Source organism: Shewanella litorisediminis, assembly GCF_016834455.1.
Taxonomy (GTDB): Bacteria; Pseudomonadota; Gammaproteobacteria; order Enterobacterales; family Shewanellaceae; genus Shewanella; species Shewanella litorisediminis.
In genome coordinates this window covers 3,564,583-3,582,659 of record NZ_CP069213.1, presented here as the reverse complement: position 1 = coordinate 3,582,659, position 18,077 = coordinate 3,564,583, and the positions used below count along the sequence as shown (strand labels likewise).

General features: G+C 51.5%; 17 protein-coding genes. 13 read left to right on the top strand and 4 right to left on the bottom strand.

What is annotated here, in order from left to right:
* Positions 1-9: 9 nt before the first annotated feature.
* Positions 10-1,266: a UDP-N-acetylglucosamine 1-carboxyvinyltransferase gene (gene murA / locus JQC75_RS15815; protein ID WP_203324983.1), complete on the top strand. Its 1,257-nt coding sequence runs from the start codon at positions 10-12 to the stop codon at positions 1,264-1,266.
* A gap of 89 nt (positions 1,267-1,355) precedes the next feature.
* Positions 1,356-1,529, top strand: a complete 174-nt coding sequence (locus JQC75_RS15810; protein WP_203324982.1) for a hypothetical protein — start codon at positions 1,356-1,358, stop codon at positions 1,527-1,529.
* A gap of 110 nt (positions 1,530-1,639) precedes the next feature.
* Here JQC75_RS15810 and degS read toward each other — a convergent pair whose 3' ends face one another.
* Together degS and JQC75_RS15800 are read right to left on the bottom strand one after the other, a co-directional pair.
* Positions 1,640-2,710: an outer membrane-stress sensor serine endopeptidase DegS gene (degS, locus tag JQC75_RS15805; RefSeq protein ID WP_203324981.1), complete on the bottom strand. Its 1,071-nt coding sequence runs from the start codon at positions 2,708-2,710 to the stop codon at positions 1,640-1,642.
* 95 nt (positions 2,711-2,805) lie between these two features.
* Positions 2,806-4,155: a DegQ family serine endoprotease gene (locus tag JQC75_RS15800; protein WP_203324980.1), complete on the bottom strand. Its 1,350-nt coding sequence runs from the start codon at positions 4,153-4,155 to the stop codon at positions 2,806-2,808.
* A gap of 241 nt (positions 4,156-4,396) precedes the next feature.
* On the opposite strand from JQC75_RS15800, the gene zapE reads away from it, so the two are divergent.
* The 7 genes from zapE (at position 4,397) to rlmB (ending at position 12,203) form a co-directional block, all read left to right on the top strand.
* Positions 4,397-5,506 (top strand): cell division protein ZapE, encoded by a 1,110-nt coding sequence (gene zapE, locus JQC75_RS15795; protein ID WP_203324979.1) that lies wholly within the window; start codon positions 4,397-4,399, stop codon positions 5,504-5,506.
* Between the two features lie 282 nt (positions 5,507-5,788).
* A complete protein-coding gene (gene rplM / locus JQC75_RS15790; protein ID WP_011761178.1) occupies positions 5,789-6,217 on the top strand; it encodes a 50S ribosomal protein L13 in 429 nt (142 codons plus the stop codon).
* A 14-nt stretch (positions 6,218-6,231) separates the two neighbouring features.
* Positions 6,232-6,624 carry a 30S ribosomal protein S9 gene (rpsI, locus tag JQC75_RS15785; RefSeq protein ID WP_011761177.1) on the top strand — a complete coding sequence of 131 codons (393 nt, stop codon included), beginning with the start codon at positions 6,232-6,234 and terminating at the stop codon, positions 6,622-6,624.
* Positions 6,625-6,972: 348 nt separating this feature from the next.
* Positions 6,973-8,268 (top strand): adenylosuccinate synthase, encoded by a 1,296-nt coding sequence (locus JQC75_RS15780; protein ID WP_203324978.1) that lies wholly within the window; start codon positions 6,973-6,975, stop codon positions 8,266-8,268.
* Positions 8,269-8,385: 117 nt separating this feature from the next.
* Entirely contained in the window at positions 8,386-9,000 is a 615-nt protein-coding gene (locus tag JQC75_RS15775) for a tetratricopeptide repeat protein (RefSeq protein ID WP_203324977.1), read from the top strand.
* Between the two features lie 35 nt (positions 9,001-9,035).
* A complete protein-coding gene (rnr, locus tag JQC75_RS15770; RefSeq protein ID WP_203324976.1) occupies positions 9,036-11,462 on the top strand; it encodes a ribonuclease R in 2,427 nt (808 codons plus the stop codon).
* A complete protein-coding gene (rlmB, locus tag JQC75_RS15765; protein WP_203324975.1) occupies positions 11,463-12,203 on the top strand; it encodes a 23S rRNA (guanosine(2251)-2'-O)-methyltransferase RlmB in 741 nt (246 codons plus the stop codon).
* Positions 12,204-12,274: 71 nt separating this feature from the next.
* On the opposite strand, the gene JQC75_RS15760 is transcribed toward rlmB, so the two are convergent.
* Positions 12,275-13,021 (bottom strand): DUF481 domain-containing protein, encoded by a 747-nt coding sequence (locus tag JQC75_RS15760; protein WP_203324974.1) that lies wholly within the window; start codon positions 13,019-13,021, stop codon positions 12,275-12,277.
* A 223-nt stretch (positions 13,022-13,244) separates the two neighbouring features.
* On the opposite strand from JQC75_RS15760, the gene rpsF reads away from it, so the two are divergent.
* The 4 genes from rpsF to rplI are packed head-to-tail and all read left to right on the top strand — an operon-like array spanning position 13,245 to position 14,696.
* The gene (gene rpsF, locus JQC75_RS15755; protein ID WP_203324973.1) at positions 13,245-13,652 is read left to right on the top strand and encodes a 30S ribosomal protein S6; all 408 of its coding nucleotides are present in this window, start codon (positions 13,245-13,247) and stop codon (positions 13,650-13,652) included.
* 9 nt (positions 13,653-13,661) lie between these two features.
* Positions 13,662-13,967: a primosomal replication protein N gene (gene priB, locus JQC75_RS15750; RefSeq protein WP_203324972.1), complete on the top strand. Its 306-nt coding sequence runs from the start codon at positions 13,662-13,664 to the stop codon at positions 13,965-13,967.
* An 11-nt stretch (positions 13,968-13,978) separates the two neighbouring features.
* A complete protein-coding gene (rpsR, locus tag JQC75_RS15745) occupies positions 13,979-14,206 on the top strand; it encodes a 30S ribosomal protein S18 (protein ID WP_011761169.1) in 228 nt (75 codons plus the stop codon).
* A 40-nt stretch (positions 14,207-14,246) separates the two neighbouring features.
* Positions 14,247-14,696 (top strand): 50S ribosomal protein L9, encoded by a 450-nt coding sequence (gene rplI, locus JQC75_RS15740; protein ID WP_203324971.1) that lies wholly within the window; start codon positions 14,247-14,249, stop codon positions 14,694-14,696.
* A gap of 251 nt (positions 14,697-14,947) precedes the next feature.
* Here the strand turns inward: rplI and JQC75_RS15735 are convergent, their stop codons facing one another.
* Entirely contained in the window at positions 14,948-17,941 is a 2,994-nt protein-coding gene (locus tag JQC75_RS15735; protein ID WP_203324970.1) for a TonB-dependent receptor, read from the bottom strand.
* Positions 17,942-18,077: the final 136 nt, after the last annotated feature.

Genomic DNA, 18,077 nt, shown 5'->3' with positions numbered 1-18,077 from the left:
AGAGATATCGTGGATAAGCTTTCTATTCAGTCCGGCGGTCCTCTTGCCGGTACTGTGGTGATTTCCGGTGCGAAAAATGCCGCCCTGCCCATTCTGATGGCTGGGGTGCTGGCCGAGTCCGAATTTGTATTGACCAATGTGCCCAGCCTGCGCGATGTGGATACCAGCTGTAAGCTGCTGCGTTGCCTGGGAGCTGAGGTAACCCAGGATGGCGATCGCATCACCATCGACTCGTCGCGTATCGATCATTTCGTTGCGCCTTATGAGTTGGTGAAAACCATGCGAGCCTCAATTTTGATTTTGGGACCCTTGCTGGCTCGTTTTGGTACTGCCGATGTGTCTTTGCCCGGTGGCTGCGCCATCGGTGCCCGTCCGGTGAACCTGCACCTGCATGGCCTGGAGCAGATGGGGGCCAAAATTGAGGTTAAGGAAGGCTACATCAAGGCACGGGTAGACGGTCGGCTCAAGGGCGCCCATATCTTTATGGATATGGTGAGCGTGGGCGCCACCGAAAACCTGCTGATGGCTGCAGCCCTGGCAGATGGCGTGACCGTGATTGAAAACGCTGCCCGCGAGCCTGAGGTTATAGACCTTGCCAATTGTCTGGTGGCCATGGGCGCTCAAATCAGCGGTATAGGTACCGCCACGTTGAAAATCACCGGGGTTGAGCGTCTGAATGGATGTGATTACCGTGTGATGCCGGATCGTATCGAAACCGGTACCTTCCTGGTGGCCGCCGCCGTGACCCGCGGCCGTATCCGCTGCGAAAATGCCGATCCTTCCTCGCTGGAGTCAGTGCTCGCCAAGCTGGAAGATGCCGGCGCCGACATCAATACCGGTGACGATTGGATTGAGCTGGACATGCATGGCAAACGCCCTAAGGCGGTAAACATCAAGACCGCACCTTATCCGGCGTTTCCCACCGACATGCAGGCGCAGTTTTGTGTGCTCAACTGCCTGGCCGAAGGCACTGGCACCATCACTGAGACCATCTTTGAAAACCGCTTTATGCACGTGCCCGAGCTGATGCGTATGGGTGCCAACATGGAGCTGGAAGGGCACACCTGCATAGTGCATGGGGTTGAGCGTTTGAGCGGTGCCCAGGTCATGGCCACCGATTTACGTGCCTCTGCGAGCCTGGTGATTGCGGGTCTGATGGCCGATGGAACTACGCTGGTGGATCGTATCTATCACCTTGACCGCGGCTACGAGCACATTGAGACCAAGTTCGAAGGCCTCGGTGGCAAGGTCGTTCGGGTGAAGTAAGCTTAATCTTTAAGCAATGAAAACCGCCTTGACCGGCGGTTTTTTTGTTATAGGATGGTTGCGTATTTGTTTTTGTCGGAGTCAGGGAAATGATGAAAATCGCAAGGTGGGCGGTACCGGCACTCCTATTGATCGCGGCGCTGCTGAGCTATCTTGCCGGTGCCACGTTGCCATCCATGGTGTTGGTGGCACTGGGTGTGTGCCTGGAAATGGCCTTCTGGGTCAGGCTGGTGGATGTTGCCAGTCCGTCAAAGGAGCCGTGACCTCCGGCCGTGCATGCACTCAAGCCTGCGTATTAACACCCATGTATTGATATGATGAAAAAATCCCGGACATTGGCCGGGATTTTTGTTTTATGGTCAAAATCTTGTGGTTAGTTATACTCGGTCGCCTTCTCGCCGATGATCACGGGTAAGGTGTAAGCCTTGCCCTGACGAATGATGGTCATCTTCACCTCGGTACCGGGTTTGGTTTCTGCAATGCGGTCCATCAGCATTTCAGCACTGACCACACTTTCACCGCCATACTCGATAATCACATCCCTCGGTAGCATCTGGGCATTGGCTGCCGGACCATTGCGATCCACGCCTGTCACCAGCACACCGCGGACTTCCTGCATTTTCAGCACCTGTGCCATAAAAGGGGTCAGGGCTTCACCGGAAATCCCCAGTGCACCGCGGATCACCCGGCCGTGTTCGATGAGTTTGCCCATGATGGAGTAGGCGAGACGGATAGGAATCGCAAAGCTGATGCCGTGACCACCGCCTTCACCGCCTATCTGGTAGGCGGCGGTATTGATACCTATCACATCGCCATTGGTATCAATCAAAGCACCACCCGAGTTGCCCGCGTTAATGGCCGCATCGGTTTGCAAAAAGTCCTGATAGCCTGAACTGAGGCCGTTACGCCCTGTAGCACTGATAATGCCCTGGGTAATGGTTTGACCCAGGTTATAGGGATTACCGATGGCCAGCACCACGTCACCCACCTGGGGTGGGGTGGTAAGGTTTAGCGGCACCACAGGCAGTTTATCCCCCTCAATCTTGAGCACGCTCAAGTCGGTTTCGGGATCTGAGCCTACCACTTCGGCGCTGAAACGTCGGCCGTCCTGCAGGGCGATGACGATTTCATCGGCCTTTTTAATCACGTGGTAGTTGGTGAGTATGTAGCCTTCTTTACTGATGATCACGCCTGAGCCCAGCCCTTGCAGAGCGCCACTGTTAAGCGGTTGACGTTGATCTATGCTGATGTTGTAAATGTTGGCGACCGCAGGTGCGGCGCGTCTGACGGCCTTGGCAAAAGAGAGTTCACTGCCACCATTGCCACGATCCCTGAACAGGTTGCCATGGTCGTTACCCAGATAATTTTGCGCGAGCAGAAACACGGCGGCCATCACTAAGCCAAAGAGCACGGCTTTGCCTAAATAGAGTAAAGCGCTTTTCATTGGGGTGATTCGAATTGTAAAAAAGTTGAACTAGATTAGCACGTTTCAAAACAATAAGCCCAGCGAGAGGCTGGGCTTATGACCGGGACTAAGGCTTATCTCAGTACGAGATAGCGGATGCTCTTACCGCGCAGCACTTTCAGGGCCGCAGCGCCGTCCTGCTCTTTCAGTTGCTCTCTGAGCTCCTTCAGATCTTTCACGGCAGTACGATTGACACCGACTATGATGTCACCCTTGCGAAGACCGCTTAAGGCCGCAGGAGAGCCTTCCTGTACTTCCATTATCTCCACGCCTTTGGAGGTGCTTTCCAGCTTAGCGCCAGCCAACTGGGGATGCAGTTCGTCAGCCTCGGCGGTTTGATTGGAGGCTTCGCCCAGAGTGACCTTTACCGTCCTGTTTTTGCCGTCACGAATGATGCCAAGTTCCACCTTGGCGCCTGCGCCCAGCGTACCTATTTTGGCACGCAGCTCCTGGAAGCTCTTAATCTTGCGGCCGTCTAAGCTGACGATGATGTCACCGGCCTTGATGCCCGCATCGTCGGCGGCACTGTCTGGCATCACTTCATTCACAAAGGCGCCGTGCTGAGAGTCCAGGCCGAAACCTTCGGCCAGCTTGCTGTCGAGCTCGCGCCCGGAAATGCCCAGCACCCCACGGCGTACTTCTCCGTGTTCGATAATCTGATCCACCAGTGAATGCATCATGTTGGCGGGAATGGCAAAACCAATGCCCACGTTACCGCCGCCGGGCGCAACAATGGCGGTGTTGATACCAATCAGCTCACCCCGCAGGTTCACCAGTGCGCCGCCGGAGTTACCGCTGTTAATGGCGGCGTCGGTTTGAATAAAGTTTTCCAGCATTTCTATTCCCAGGCCACTGCGGCCCAGAGCCGATACTATGCCTGAGGTAACCGTTTGCCCCAGACCGAAGGGGTTACCAATGGCCACGGCGAAGTCGCCCACGTGGATGGCATCAGAGTCGGCTGACTTAATCTCGGTCAGTTTGTCAGCCTTGATTTGCAGAAGTGCAATGTCGGATTCGCTGTCGCTGCCTATCAGTTTGGCTTCAAATTCACGGCCATCGAGCAAACCAATGAGGATAGTATCGGCGCCATCTATCACATGGTTGTTGGTGACTATATAGCCCTTGTCTGCATCGATAATGACACCTGAGCCGAGGCCTCGGAAGGGGCGCTCTCGCACCTGTTCCTGTGGGGCATTGGGGCCGAAGAAATAACGGAACACATCAGGAACGCGCTGCTTGGAAACATGGGTGCCCGATACGGCGACGGAAACCACAGCAGGAGTGGTTTTTTCCAGCATGGGTGCAAGACTTGGCAACTGCTGGCCATCAACGGCAACCGGCAGTGAGGCATGAGCGGGCAGGGTGCCCAGAGTCAGGGTCGCACCTAAAATAGCGGCGGATACGAGGGAGAGTTTTGCTTTCATCTTAGTCATTGCTCCAATTCGGGGATCGGTTTCAAAGTGACAGGCTTGGCACTTGTATAACCCTTCCGACCCGGGTGTAACAACAAAGTTCGTTACGATTAACAAAGGTTAATACGCCTTTCATCTGCTCATTCGGGGAGCCTTCAGGCGACTTTTGTCGGGTGCTTCGGCTATTACCTTGGTCGCCCCGGCATGTTAACATTCACCCAATTTCATATATGTCCCCCAGAGAATATTTCAAGTGTCACAACTGACCCCCTGGCAGCATTACCAACAGGACTTGTTAAAAGAAGGCTTTTCCCACGACCCGGCTCAGGAGCAGGCGGTGAAGGCGTTACAAAAGGTGTATGAAGAGCTTATTGCCAGTGAGCAGGCACCGGGGCTCTTTGGCCGTCTTGGCAGTAAATTCGGGTTCGGTAAGAAGTCCTATGTCAGGGGACTTTATCTCTGGGGCGGCGTGGGCCGTGGCAAAACCTACCTGATGGACACCTTTTATGAGGCCCTGCCCTTTGACGCCAAACTCAGGGCGCACTTCCACCGCTTTATGCATCAGGTGCATCTGGATCTCGATCGCCTCAAGGGCACCCGCGATCCTTTGCTGGTGATTGCCAAAGAGATGGCCGCCAAGGTGCGGGTGATTTGCTTTGATGAGTTTTTTGTCTCGGATATCACAGATGCCATGTTGCTTGGCACCCTGTTTGAGGCGTTGTTTGATGAAGGTGTGGTACTGGTAGCCACCTCCAACATCATCCCCGATGACTTGTATCGTAATGGCCTGCAACGGGCGCGCTTTTTGCCGGCCATCGCTTTGATTAATCGTCACTGCGCCGTGCTGAATGTGGACTCCGGCATTGACTATCGTTTGCGCACGCTGGAGCAGGCAGAGATTTACCATTTCCCGCTGGATGCCCAGGCAGAAACCAATCTGCTGAAATATTTCGACCAGCTGACGCCTGAGTCGGAGGTGCAGACTGCCCCCATCGAAGTTGAAGGCCGCCAGCTGAGCATTCGCAAGCAGGCCCAGGGTGTGCTGCTTGCCGATTTTCGTGCCCTGTGCGACGGTCCACGCAGTCAGCGTGACTATATGGAGCTGGCGAGGCTGTATCACACCGTACTGCTGTCAGGGGTCGAACAAATGGGTGCCCGGGAAACCGGGGATGATATTGCCCGCCGCTTCCTGGCGTTGGTGGATGAGTTTTACGAGCGCCACGTGAAACTCATCATTTCTGCCGAGGTCGCCCTGGAAGATATCTACAGCGAAGGTCTTCTCAGTTTCGAATTCCGCCGCTGCCGTTCCCGATTGATTGAAATGCAGTCACACGATTATCTGGCCCTGGAGCATTTGCCGTAGCATGGCAAGTCGGCCAAGTGCAGCCGGGAAGCCTTGAGCTATCTCTATTCTGTAAACCGCCAAGCGCCGGATCCTCGCGATCTTTTTTGATTTTGATTTGAAAAAGCAGGTGATTTTTAACCCGGTCTTGGCTATAATTCGCGACCTGCCCACGTTACCTCCGCCGAAGAGGCGGAAATCAAAGCCGATTTCCCTACTCGAAGGGGTACTGGAAAAGGCAAATGTGTTATCCGGGGTTCGGATAATATGTGTGACAGAATTTAACTTTGGGTTTTTGTAATAATGAAGACTTTTACTGCCAAGCCAGAAACTGTATCTCGTGACTGGTACGTTGTTGACGCCGAAGGTAAGACTCTGGGTCGCATCGCTACTGAAATTGCTAGCCGTCTGCGCGGTAAGCACAAGCCTGAGTACACTCCTCACGTTGACACCGGTGACTACATCATCGTTATCAATGCTGAGAAAGTGACTGTGACTGGCAACAAAGCTGCAGGCAAGATGTACTACTCTCACTCTGGTTTCCCAGGCGGCATCAAAGAAATCAACTTTGAAAAGCTGCAGGCTCACAAGCCAGAAATGATCATCGAGAAAGCAGTCAAGGGTATGTTGCCAAAAGGCCCGCTGGGTCGTGCTATGTTCCGCAAGCTGAAAGTATACGCTGGCGCCGAGCACAACCACGCTGCACAACAACCTCAAGTTCTTGATATCTAAACGGGATTAAGTAAATGGCTGCTACTCAGTACTACGGCACTGGCCGTCGCAAAACTTCTACCGCTCGCGTATTCGCTAAAGTAGGCAGCGGTAACATCATCGTTAACAAGCGTCCTCTGGATGTTTACTTCGGTCGTGAGACTGCTCGTATGGTTGTTCGTCAGCCGCTCGAGCTGGTTGAAATGACTGAAAAGCTGGACATCTATGTGACTGTTAAGGGCGGTGGTATCACTGGCCAAGCCGGTGCCATCCGTCACGGTATCACCCGTGCTCTGATGGAGCTGGACGAGTCTCTGCGTCCTACTCTGCGTGCCGCTGGTTTCGTTACCCGTGATGCCCGTCAGGTTGAGCGTAAGAAAGTTGGTCTGCGCAAAGCACGTCGTAGACCACAGTTCTCCAAGCGTTAATTTTCGCTTCGAGTCTGCAAAAAACCCGGCCTTGGCCGGGTTTTTTATTATCTGACGGTTATTTACGCCAGTTAACCTAGCTGAAATCAGCGTGTTTAGCCCTGGTTAAAGTAACGGGATTGTAAAAAGACGCCAGAAGCGACAGAGGTTATGCGTCGTGCTAAAAAGACGGAAGTGCTTCAGCATGAATGCCGGATAATCCAAATGAATCAACATCTTTAGTACTGAATTTCGCTGTTTTACCCGCAGTGTTTGCAGCAACGATTGATTATTTTTTCATAAATCCCTTGCCCATCCCCCCCCGAAATCTGCTAAAATTCTGCTTTAACCGCAACCTTGCAGCAAACAATGGGCAAAAACGTAGTTGTTCTCGGCACCCAGTGGGGTGACGAGGGAAAAGGTAAGATTGTCGACCTTCTCACTGAACAGGCAAAATACGTAGTTCGTTATCAGGGCGGCCATAACGCTGGTCATACTCTGGTAATCGATGGTGTTAAAACCGTTCTCCATCTGATCCCCTCAGGCATCCTGCGCGATAATGTAAAATGCATTATCGGTAACGGTGTTGTGCTGGCTCCAGACGCGCTGATGAAAGAAATCAGCATGCTGAAAGAGCGTGGCGTACCCGTTGAAGAGCGTCTGCTGATCTCCGAGGCTTGTCCGCTTATCCTGCCATTCCACTGTGCGGTGGATATCGCCCGTGAAAAGGCGCGTGGTAACAAGGCTATCGGTACTACTGGCCGTGGTATTGGTCCAGCCTATGAGGATAAGGTATCCCGTCGCGGTCTGCGCGTGGGTGATCTGTTCAATGCCGAGCTCTTCGCCGAGAAGCTGAAAGAAGTGATGAAGTATCACAACTTTATGCTGACCGAGTACTATGGCGCTGAAGCCGTTGATTACCAGAAGACGCTGGACGATGCACTGGCACTGGCTGATTACCTCAAGTCCATGTGTGTTGACGTGACCGAACTGCTGGATCAGGCCCGTAAGGCCGGTGAAAACATTCTGTTTGAAGGCGCTCAGGGTACACTGCTGGACATCGACCACGGTACTTACCCGTTCGTGACCTCGTCCAACACCACCGCCGGCGGCGTAGCCACGGGCAGCGGTTTTGGCCCATGTCATCTGGACTATGTGCTGGGAATCATGAAGGCGTACACCACTCGCGTGGGTGCTGGTCCTTTCCCAACTGAACTCGAGTGTGAAATTGGTGACCACCTGGGTACCAAGGGTCACGAGTTTGGTGCGACCACTGGCCGTAAGCGCCGTCCAGGCTGGCTCGATGCCGTTGCCATGAAACGCGCTATCCAGATCAACAGCCTGACCGGTATCTGTCTGACCAAGTTGGACGTACTGGACGGCCTGAAAGAAGTGAAGATCTGTGTGGGTTATCAGCAGCCAGATGGCACTGTGACCACAGTGACTCCTCTTGCGGCAGAAGGTTATGAACTGGTGACCCCAGTTTATGAATCCATGCCCGGCTGGAGCGAGAACACCTTCGGTGTGACATCCATGGAGCAGCTGCCACAGGCGGCCGTTAATTACATCAAACGTATCGAAGAGATTTTGGAGACGCCAATCGACATCATCTCTACCGGTCCGGATCGAAACGAGACCTTTATCCGGGTCAGTCCGTTCAACTGATGTAGTAAGAGGCCGCGATTCGCGGCCTTTTTTATGTCTGTCCATTAAGGGGACAGACTCAAGATTTGAGTTATACTGCCGATAAATTGGTTATCTGCCAGCCCTCGGGATTTCCTTATGTTGCGCCTTTCCTCAGTCTTGTTAATGATTGTCTCGCCTGCTCTGATGGCCACCGAGGCCGTTGATGTCTACACTCAGGAGCAATTGCTGTCACTTATTCGCTCTGAACAGCATCTAGTGCGGGTAAAACAGGACGACTGCCAATTGGTGCAGGATATTGAAGCCCATGCAGAGGTGCTCAAACAGCCCCTGTACCAATTTTTATGGGGCGAGATGTTTATCCATGGGGTATGCATTAAAAAGGATGTGCCCCGTGGGTTGCAGTTGCTGAAAGATGCGGCCGGGCAGGGCAGCACAGAAGCCATGTTACAAGTGGCCCGCTATTATGAAGATGGCAAGTATGTGCTCAAGAACAAGCACAGATCGGTACAATATCTGTACCCCGCCGCCGCCAACGGCGACCAAAAGGCGCGCATGATGCTGGTGCGCCTGTACAACGAGGGTTTCGGCAGTCCCAGAGACTACGAGATGGCCTACCACTGGCTGTATAACGAGGCGTTTAATGATCAGAAGACTAAAGATCACGCCTGGCGATTACTGCAAAAACTTGAATCTATGATGCCTGCCAGCGCCGTGGCCAGAGCCCGGGGTGAGCATCTTTGGAATTACTGATATTCGGCAAGAGCCGGATGAACAATGGAAACTGAATGATTAACGATCCGCATTTTGAGCGCGAACAGGAAAAATACGATAACCCCATCCCCAGCCGGGAATTTATCCTCGAATATTTGAGGTCTCAAACCTCCCCTCAGCCTCGCGAAAGTATTGCCGAGGCTTTAAAAATCCATGATGAAGAACGACTGGAAGCACTGCGTCGCCGACTCCGTGCCATGGAACGTGACGGCGAGCTGGTATTTACCCGTGGCCAATGTTACGGCCTGCCTGAGCGCATGGATTTGATGAGTGGTACTGTACTTGGCCACAAAGATGGCTTTGGCTTCTTCCGCCCCGATAACGGCGGCGATGACCTCTTTATCAATGAGCGCGACATGCAGCTCTACTTCCATGGCGATAAGGTGCTGGCACAAAAAGCCGGGATAGACCGCCGAGGCCGCCGTGATGCCCGTATTGTGAGGCTCTTGTCTGAACGCAGCGCCGCCCTGGTAGGGCGCTTTTATGTCGATGCCGGCATGGCCTTCGTCGTGGCGGATGACAAGCGTATCCCCCACGAAATCCTCATTGCCAACGAAGATAAAAATGGCGCACGTCATGGTGATGTGGTGGTGATTGAACTTACCCGCCGCCCCGGTCGCTACGTGCGTGCCGGTGGTAAGGTGACCGAAGTTCTGGGCAAGCAGATGGCGCCCGGGATGGAAATTGAGATTGCCCTTCGCAATTACGACCTACCACACCAGTGGTCAGCGGTGATTGAGAAGAAACTGCGCCGCATCCCGGATTATGTGACCGACGAAGACAAGGACGGCAGGGTAGACCTGCGTGAATTGCCGCTGGTGACCATAGACGGTGAAGATGCCCGTGACTTTGACGATGCCGTGTTTGCCGAGCGTAAGCGCGGTGGCGGCTGGCGCCTGTGGGTTGCTATCGCCGATGTGAGCCATTATGTACGCACCGATTCGGCGCTGGATAAAGAAGCCCGTGCCCGGGGTAACTCTGTGTACTTCCCGTCACAGGTTATCCCCATGCTGCCGGAGAAGCTCTCCAACGGCCTGTGCTCCCTGAACCCCGGCGTAGATCGCCTCTGTATGGTGGCTGAGATGACTATCTCCGCCAAGGGCGTGCTGTCGGGCTACAAGTTCTATCCGGCCGTGATGCACTCCCACGCTCGCTTCACCTATACCCAGGTGGCAGCCATGCTGGAAGGCGGCGAGGTAAAAGAAGAACACAAGACGCTTTTCCCGCACCTTCAGGTACTGCAGGAACTGTATCTGTGCCTGGATGAGCAGCGTGCAGGCCGCGGCGCCATTGCCTTTGAAACCCTGGAAACCCAGTTTATTTTCAATGAGCAACGCAAGATTGACCGCATTGTGCCCCGTGCCCGCAATCAGGCCCATAAGATCATTGAAGAGTGTATGATCCTCGCCAACGTGGCGGCCGCCAAGTTTGTGATTAAACACAAAGGACATGTGCTTTATCGGGTGCACGAGAAGCCGTCTGAGCAAAAGCTGACGCAATTTAAAGACTTCCTCGCCGAGCGAGGTTTGTCGATGACCGGTGGTCTTGAACCCGAGCCCGCCGATTATCAGGCGCTGATGGCTCAGGTAGAAGGCAGGCCCGACGCCGAGCTTATTCAGGTGATGCTGCTGCGCTCCATGCGTCAGGCTATTTACACCCCGGACAACGAAGGTCACTTTGGTCTGGCGCTCGAAGCCTACAGCCACTTTACCTCACCGATTCGCCGTTATCCGGATTTGGTGCTGCACCGGGTTATTCGCTATCTGCTTGCGAAAGAGCAGGGCGAGGCCAGCGAGAAGTGGACCGCTGATGGTGGCTACCACTACCAGCTGGAAGAGCTGGATCTGCTTGGTGAGGAGTGTTCCACCACAGAGCGCCGCGCCGATGAAGCCACCCGCGATGTGTCTGACTGGCTCAAGTGTGAGTTTATGCAGGACCACGTGGGCGACAGTTTCGGTGGCGTAATTGCCTCGGTGACCAGCTTTGGCCTGTTTGTGCGCCTGGATGAGCTCTTTATCGATGGTTTGGTGCACATTTCCAGTCTGGGTAGCGATTACTTCCAGTACGACCCTCAGCGTCAGCGTTTGATTGGTGAAAACTCCGGGCAGATATACCAGATAGGCGATCCCGTGACTGTGAAAGTCGCCTCGGTCAATCTGGACGACAGACAAATTGAGTTGCAGATGGAAGGCGAGCGTCCCGGTCGGAAAAAAGCCGGTAAGAAGCCGCTGACGGCCCGCGACAGAGCCAATCTTGAAGGCGCACGCAGTGGTAACGGTAAGTCTGGCAAAGGCGGCAGCGTACGCAGCCAGCTGGCCGGTGGCAAATTGGGTGGCTCAGATACCAAGAAACGGGAAACCAAGGCCAAAGACGGTAAGAAATCCAAAAAGGCGACTGAGGCTAAGCCAAAGGCCGCCAAACGAGTTAAGAGAAAGAAATAAATGAAAAAACAGGAATTGGTGTTTGGCATTCACGCGGTTGAGTCTGTGCTGAAGCATGCCCCTGAGCGCGTGCTCGAGCTGTGGCTGATGACCGGCCGTCAGGACGAACGGGTGCTGCCACTCTTGGAAATAGCGCAAAGCTGGGGCATCAAGGCCCAGCAGGCGGCACGTAAAACCCTGGATGAAAAGGCCGAAAGCTCCCAGCATCAGGGCATTATCATTCGGGTACGTCCAGCCAAGGTATTGACTGAAAACGATCTTGAAGCCTTGCTGGATGCTACTGAAACCCCATTTTTACTGATCCTGGATGGTGTCACAGATCCCCATAATCTCGGAGCTTGCCTGCGTAATGCCGATGCGGCGGGTGTGCATGGGGTGATAGTGCCAAAGGACAATTCTGCCGGATTGACACCGACAGTGAGCAAGGTTGCCTGCGGCGCGGCGGAAACCGTACCCTTGTTTCAGGTGACCAACCTTGCACGCACCATGAAACGTATTCAGGAGCGTGGTGTGTGGATTGCCGGTACCGCTGGCGAGGCCGATTCGACACTCTATGAAGCAAATCTCAAGGGACCGCTGGCGATTGCCATGGGTGCAGAAGGCAAGGGCCTCAGACGTCTTAGCCGCGAAGGTTGCGATACCCTGATTTCCATTCCCATGGCGGGCAGTGTGTCGAGCCTGAACGTGTCTGTGGCAACCGGCATTTGCTTGTTTGAGGCAGTACGTCAGCGTCTGGCATAACCCCATCATTGCAATAAAAAAGGATTGCCACGGCAATCCTTTTTTATTTGGCTAACAACTCTCAGTTAGGCTTACTGGAAGGTATACAGCAGGTTAAAGGTGGTGACAGTATCCACTTGCTCCGTGCCATCGGGCACCACCTCTGTGTATTTCACGTTCATACCGACCTTAAAGGCCAAATCCTGAAACAGGATATTTTTGTAGCCCATGTCGAGGATCACGGCACTGTTGTTTTGGCCTGTCTCTGCGGTAAGGTCGGCAGTAAAACTGCTGTATTCATGAATTCGCTGCTCAAATTTGGCTGCTGCCCGCAAAATCACATCGGTATTGGCGTCAGGTTCCGGCTCTGAGGTAGTGGCTTTGGCCAGGCTGTATTGATAACCCGGGCCAATTTCGAGTTTGAGTTTGGTGGCATAGCTGCTGATGGCATCAAAACCATAACCTACCGACCCAGTGTAAAGGCGGGTGTAAGAGCCAAACTCATCCCAGGTTCCTTCACCGCGACCAAAAAAGTAACCGGATTCGACCTTGTAGTTTGACTGTAATTGGACGTCGTATTTCTCGGCCGTGGTTTTTTCAGCATCGGAGGCAAAATAGGCCTTCAGCAAGGCTTCCTGCTTGGCTTTTTTGGTGTCGTAAACCAGCTTGGTGCGGCCATTAAAACTGGTGGACTGGGTGTTGCCCGTATTGAGCTGCAGGCCGGCTTCCACTTCTGCGGTCAGCCCGGTTGCGGGTTCCTGATACTGGGGTGGTACAAGTGCCTGAGCCTTGAGGCTTAAGAGCAGGCAGCCGATGGAAAGAATGCGCTTATTTATCATTATTCAGCCTGTATTCCTGAATTGACTACAGGCCCGGACTCCCGGGCGAAGTTGCGATGGGCAATCATACCTTCGATGGTGGGCAGAACAAAGTTATTGCTTGAGTTTTTCGCCGTCATTATGTACTATTTCGCGCCTTATCAGCCCTATTGAATTCGTTCCTTGCCTCTAACTTGGTCCGGCTGAGCCAATAACGAGGCTACAAACCCGTAAGGAGCAATAAATGCGTCATTACGAAATCGTATTTATGGTTCACCCTGATCAGAGTGAACAAGTAGCTGGTATGATCGAGCGTTACACCGGTGTTATCACCGACGCTAACGGCAAGATCCACCGCTTGGAAGACTGGGGTCGTCGTCAACTGGCTTACCCAATCCAGGATCTGCACAAGGCCCACTACGTTCTGATGAACGTTGAAGCCACTGCTGAGTCTGTTGAAGAGCTGGAGACAGCTTTCCGTTTCAACGACGCTGTTCTGCGTAGCATGGTAATGCGCACCAAGGGTGCCATCACCGAAGCCTCTCCAATGGCTAAAGCTAAAGATGAGCGTGATGCTCGTCGTGCTGCCATCAGTGAGCGCTCTTCTGAAGCTGATGAAGCTGAAGAACACGCTGAAGAATCTGCCGAGTAATTTCTGTTTGTGACCGCAAACTCTTTGGTGCTGACTGGCTCTTTATTAAGGGTCAGACGCTTTAAAAGCCCAGCCGGGATCCCACACTGTGTGGTTCAGCTTGAGCACCGAAGCCAACGTTTCGAAGCCGATTTGCCCAGAAACGTATATTGCCAAATTCAGGCAATCATGAGCGGTCAGCACTTTGAGTGCATAACAGATAAGTTGCAGGCAGGCATGGAGATCCAGGTAACAGGTTTTCTGTCGACTCAGCAGAGTCGGAGTGGACAAAGTCGCTTGGTACTGCATGCCGAAAATGTCGAATTGAAATCTTAGGAGACTGTCACATGGCACGTTATTTCCGTCGTCGCAAGTTCTGCCGTTTCACCGCTGAAGGTGTTGCAGAGATCGATTACAAAGATATTGCTACTCTGAAGAACTACATCACTGAGAGCGGCAAAATCGTTCCTAGCCGTATCACCGGTACCAGCGCTAAGTACCAGCGCCAACTGGCTCGCGCCATCAAGCGCGCTCGTTATCTTTCTCTGCTGCCATACACTGATCTGCATCAGTAATTCCAGCATTGAAGCCTAATCTTATAGAGAGGATTTGATAATGAACGTTATTCTGCTTGATAAAATCGCAAACCTGGGCAACCTGGGTGACCAGGTGTCTGTAAAGGCTGGTTACGCTCGTAACTTCCTGCTGCCTCAGGGCAAGGCCGTTGTTGCCAACGCTGAAAACGTAAAAGTTTTCGAAGCCCGCCGCGCTGAGCTGGAAGCCAAACTGGCTGCTGACCTGGCTGCTGCTACTGACCGCGCCGAGAAGATCGCTGCTCTGGAAGCCGTAGTTATCGCTTCTAAAGCCGGTGACGAAGGCAAGCTGTTCGGTTCAGTTGGTACTCGCGACATCGCTGATGCCGTGACTGCTGCTGGCGTTGAACTGGCTAAAGCCGAAGTTCGTCTGCCACTGGGCGCTTTGCGCACCACTGGTGACTTCGAAGTTGAAGTACAGCTGCACACTGAAGTTAAGTCTGTTGTTAAAGTAACTGTTGTTGCTGAATAATCAGATTTGATTTCAAAGAAAACACCGCCTCCGGGCGGTGTTTTTTTATGGTTTACATATGTCTATGATACACATTTAAAGGGGCTGACCTTTTCCGAAATTAGTACCAATCTCTTGATGAGACTTTCCCATTTTTGAAAGACGCCAATACCATAGTCCTAAAATTTGAGCGGATAAGACATTTCTATTGCTAACGCATATAAAAGCACCGCCTTTAGGCGGTGCTTTTATTGGGATTACGTATTGGATCGTTAGAACTTAACTGATGCCGAGAGCTGCACATAGCGTGGAGTCTGGAAAGCATTAGGCAGTTTATAGTCAGGGTTAGACTTACCCAAACCAAGCTCTATGTCTTCATTTACGCGGGTTTCAGCAGCCGAATTTAACACGTTAAAGACATCCAAACGGAATTGTGTCTGCATGTTCATTAACTCCATTTCGTACTTAAGATTCAGATCCAACCTTGGGTTCCAAGAAGTACGACCCATTTGACCGCGGCCTACTTTAGTGTAGGTGTATTGGGTATCACCATTCTCATCTTCATAAGCTTGAGAAATATAGTAGGTTTTACCATAGTCAACTTCGCCAACATTGGGATGACCTAAACCAAAAGCACTGATCGGACGGCCTGACTCCAAATTAAAGTTGAAACCCATAGTCAGGTTTTCAATAACTTCATAGGCACCATAAATCTTAAATTGATGTCTGCGGTCATTCGGCAAATAACCATAGGCACCATCCATCAGCTCAGGGAAATCCCAGTCAGTAGTCAAGCCAGCATCAGTTTGGCCGTTATCAGACTTAACCAAACCTTCGGCATTACCATAGCTCTGTGACCAAGTATAAGTGGCATCCAAACTCCATACACCATCCCACTGACGTGCAAAATTCAGATCGATAGCGTTGTATTTACGTTCAGCCTTGTCATATACCAGTTCTTCAGGGGTGAAGGTTGCCCATCCATCCACGTCACCATCACAGTTAGTATCAGTGTAGACAGTCATTTCTTCACCGGGATTACCCAGCACATACTGATGTGGGTGATAATTTTGGCAACCAAACTTGCTGGCTATTGCATGGTCGATAATCATATCATCAATGGCACCATCCATTACTCGGTGAGTGAATTTAACTCCCCAGCGCCAGTCTTCATTTATCATTGCCTGATAGCCTAAGATGAATTCATCCTGTGCCATCGGATCGAGGTCTGCATCTACAACAGAGCGAGTATCTGGTACTGAACCATCGGCTAGAATGTTCACCGCACCGATTTGCTCACCCAAAATAGGGTCATAATATGTGTTTCCGTTGGCGAAAGTTTGCTGTTGCCATCCTTCCAAAACGTAATAAGTTCTGGAATCATACTCGTTACCAGCAAGTCTAACGTTGGTATTGTTTGCTACAGGTAAGAAGTAGCGGCCATAGTTTGCAAACAGTTTTGACTCACCGTCGCCATTGATATCCCAAGATATACCTAAGCGAGGCGCTAACATATCATCGATTTTAACGAAGGTATCACCATCGCCATTTTTGTTATCAAACGCTTCCTGCCGTAACCCTATGCTTGCGGTCAAGCTATCTGTAATGTTCCAGATATCTTCAATGTAAATGGCTGAGGCGGTTGTTTCAAAATTACCGGAAACAGTTCTGAATCTGTTGCGAATGTAGTCAGTATCTTCCGTCATTACCACGCCATTGAGAGTTACACCGGCGTATGCGTCCTGAGCGTTGTTTACCAACCAATAAGCGCCATCGGGGCCCGAATATTTTTGTAGAGAAGCTGAAGTGTTGGTTTCGTGATCAAAACCAAACTTAAGTAAATGACTATCAGCGATTTGCCATTCCAAATCTAAGCGCATCGCTTTACGGGTGTCTTCACCTTCTTCGACAAAATAATCGTTACTAGTTGCGCAGCCAACTGAGAATCCGTTTACTGGTACATCAGTAAGCGCACCGTAATAGTAACGGTAGTCATAGACCAATTGACACTCATCAGCGACGTTGGAACCACTCGACAGATCGTAATTAAGTTCTCCGTACATGGCTTTAATCACGAGGTTATCGGTAATGGAACCAATATAGCGAGCAGACCAGTTCATACCACCTGATTTATCGTAAGCAGTTGACTGGTATTTGAGCTCGCCGTCTTCTTCAATATAGGTGTCAGTGACTTCCTCGTCTTCATCTGAGAATGCCAAGAGCTCAATACGATGGTCATCATTGATATGCCAGTCTATCTTTGCTCCCCAGAAAGCAGTGTCAGATGAATAGTCACCAAAGTTTCCACCAGTCTTAGTACTATCGTACTGGCCTTCGTTCTTACGTGGGTTGTATATAGCGTAGAAGAAAAGATGATCTTCGATAATCGCGCCTGATGCGGAGATGTTGAAGTTCAAGTCTGAACTTTCATTATCAGACCGATAAGAGTACCAAGTTCCGTCTGACTTCCTCACGTTTGGAGAGTTTTCTCTTAACGATGCAGGCTCCCAATATACGTTGGCTCCAAATTCGAATTCATTAGAACCTGACTTGGTAACGGCGTTAATAACACCACCAGTTGAACGACCAAATTCAGCTGAGTAACCACCTGTTTTAACTTGGAATTGGTCATAAAAATCATACGGTACGTTAGAAAAACCTAAACCATTTCGGAAGTTTGTGACGTTCAAGCCGTTAATATAGATTTGGTTTTCAGCGACCGATGAACCGCCAAATGATGCGCCCCCAAAGCGGCTATCTCCTCGAGTAGTTCCTGGCGCCAATAGTGCTACCGAAGTAACACTTCTGGGCACAGGAATACGTTCTAACTCAATGGCGCTGATGTTAAGTGCGGACTCCGAAGTTGAGGTATCAACCATCGCCACTCTTGACCCCGTAACTGATATGACTTCACCAACTTGTGGGTTAAGGCTCAAGTTAACACTCTGATTACCAATGCCAACATTAAAGGATTCAACCTTTGTAGAGCTGAACCCGTCTGAACTTACGGTAATTGTATATGTACCAACAGGTAAAGCTCTCAAACGATACTGGCCGTTTTCGTCTGTCTGGATGGTCTTACTGAATCCTGTTTTAGTATTAATAATCTCGATCGTAGCACCGGCAATTGAGCTTTGAGATTCACTGGCTGTAATTTTACCTGTAATGGTGCCATCGTTGTTTGCTGCGAGTACTGGAGTAGAAAGCGCAAACAGTGCTGATACAGATGCTGCCACTAGCGAGCGGCGGAAGTTGGTTCTAGACATGAGAAGCATTCCTTTGAACGTTTGTTATTTTAGATTCATACGCTTACCCGCTTATGGATGCAGGTTGGCTGGAAAATCTTCTCACATTATGTGTATAAAGTGTACCCAAAAGTTATATCAATGTTAATTTGTGATT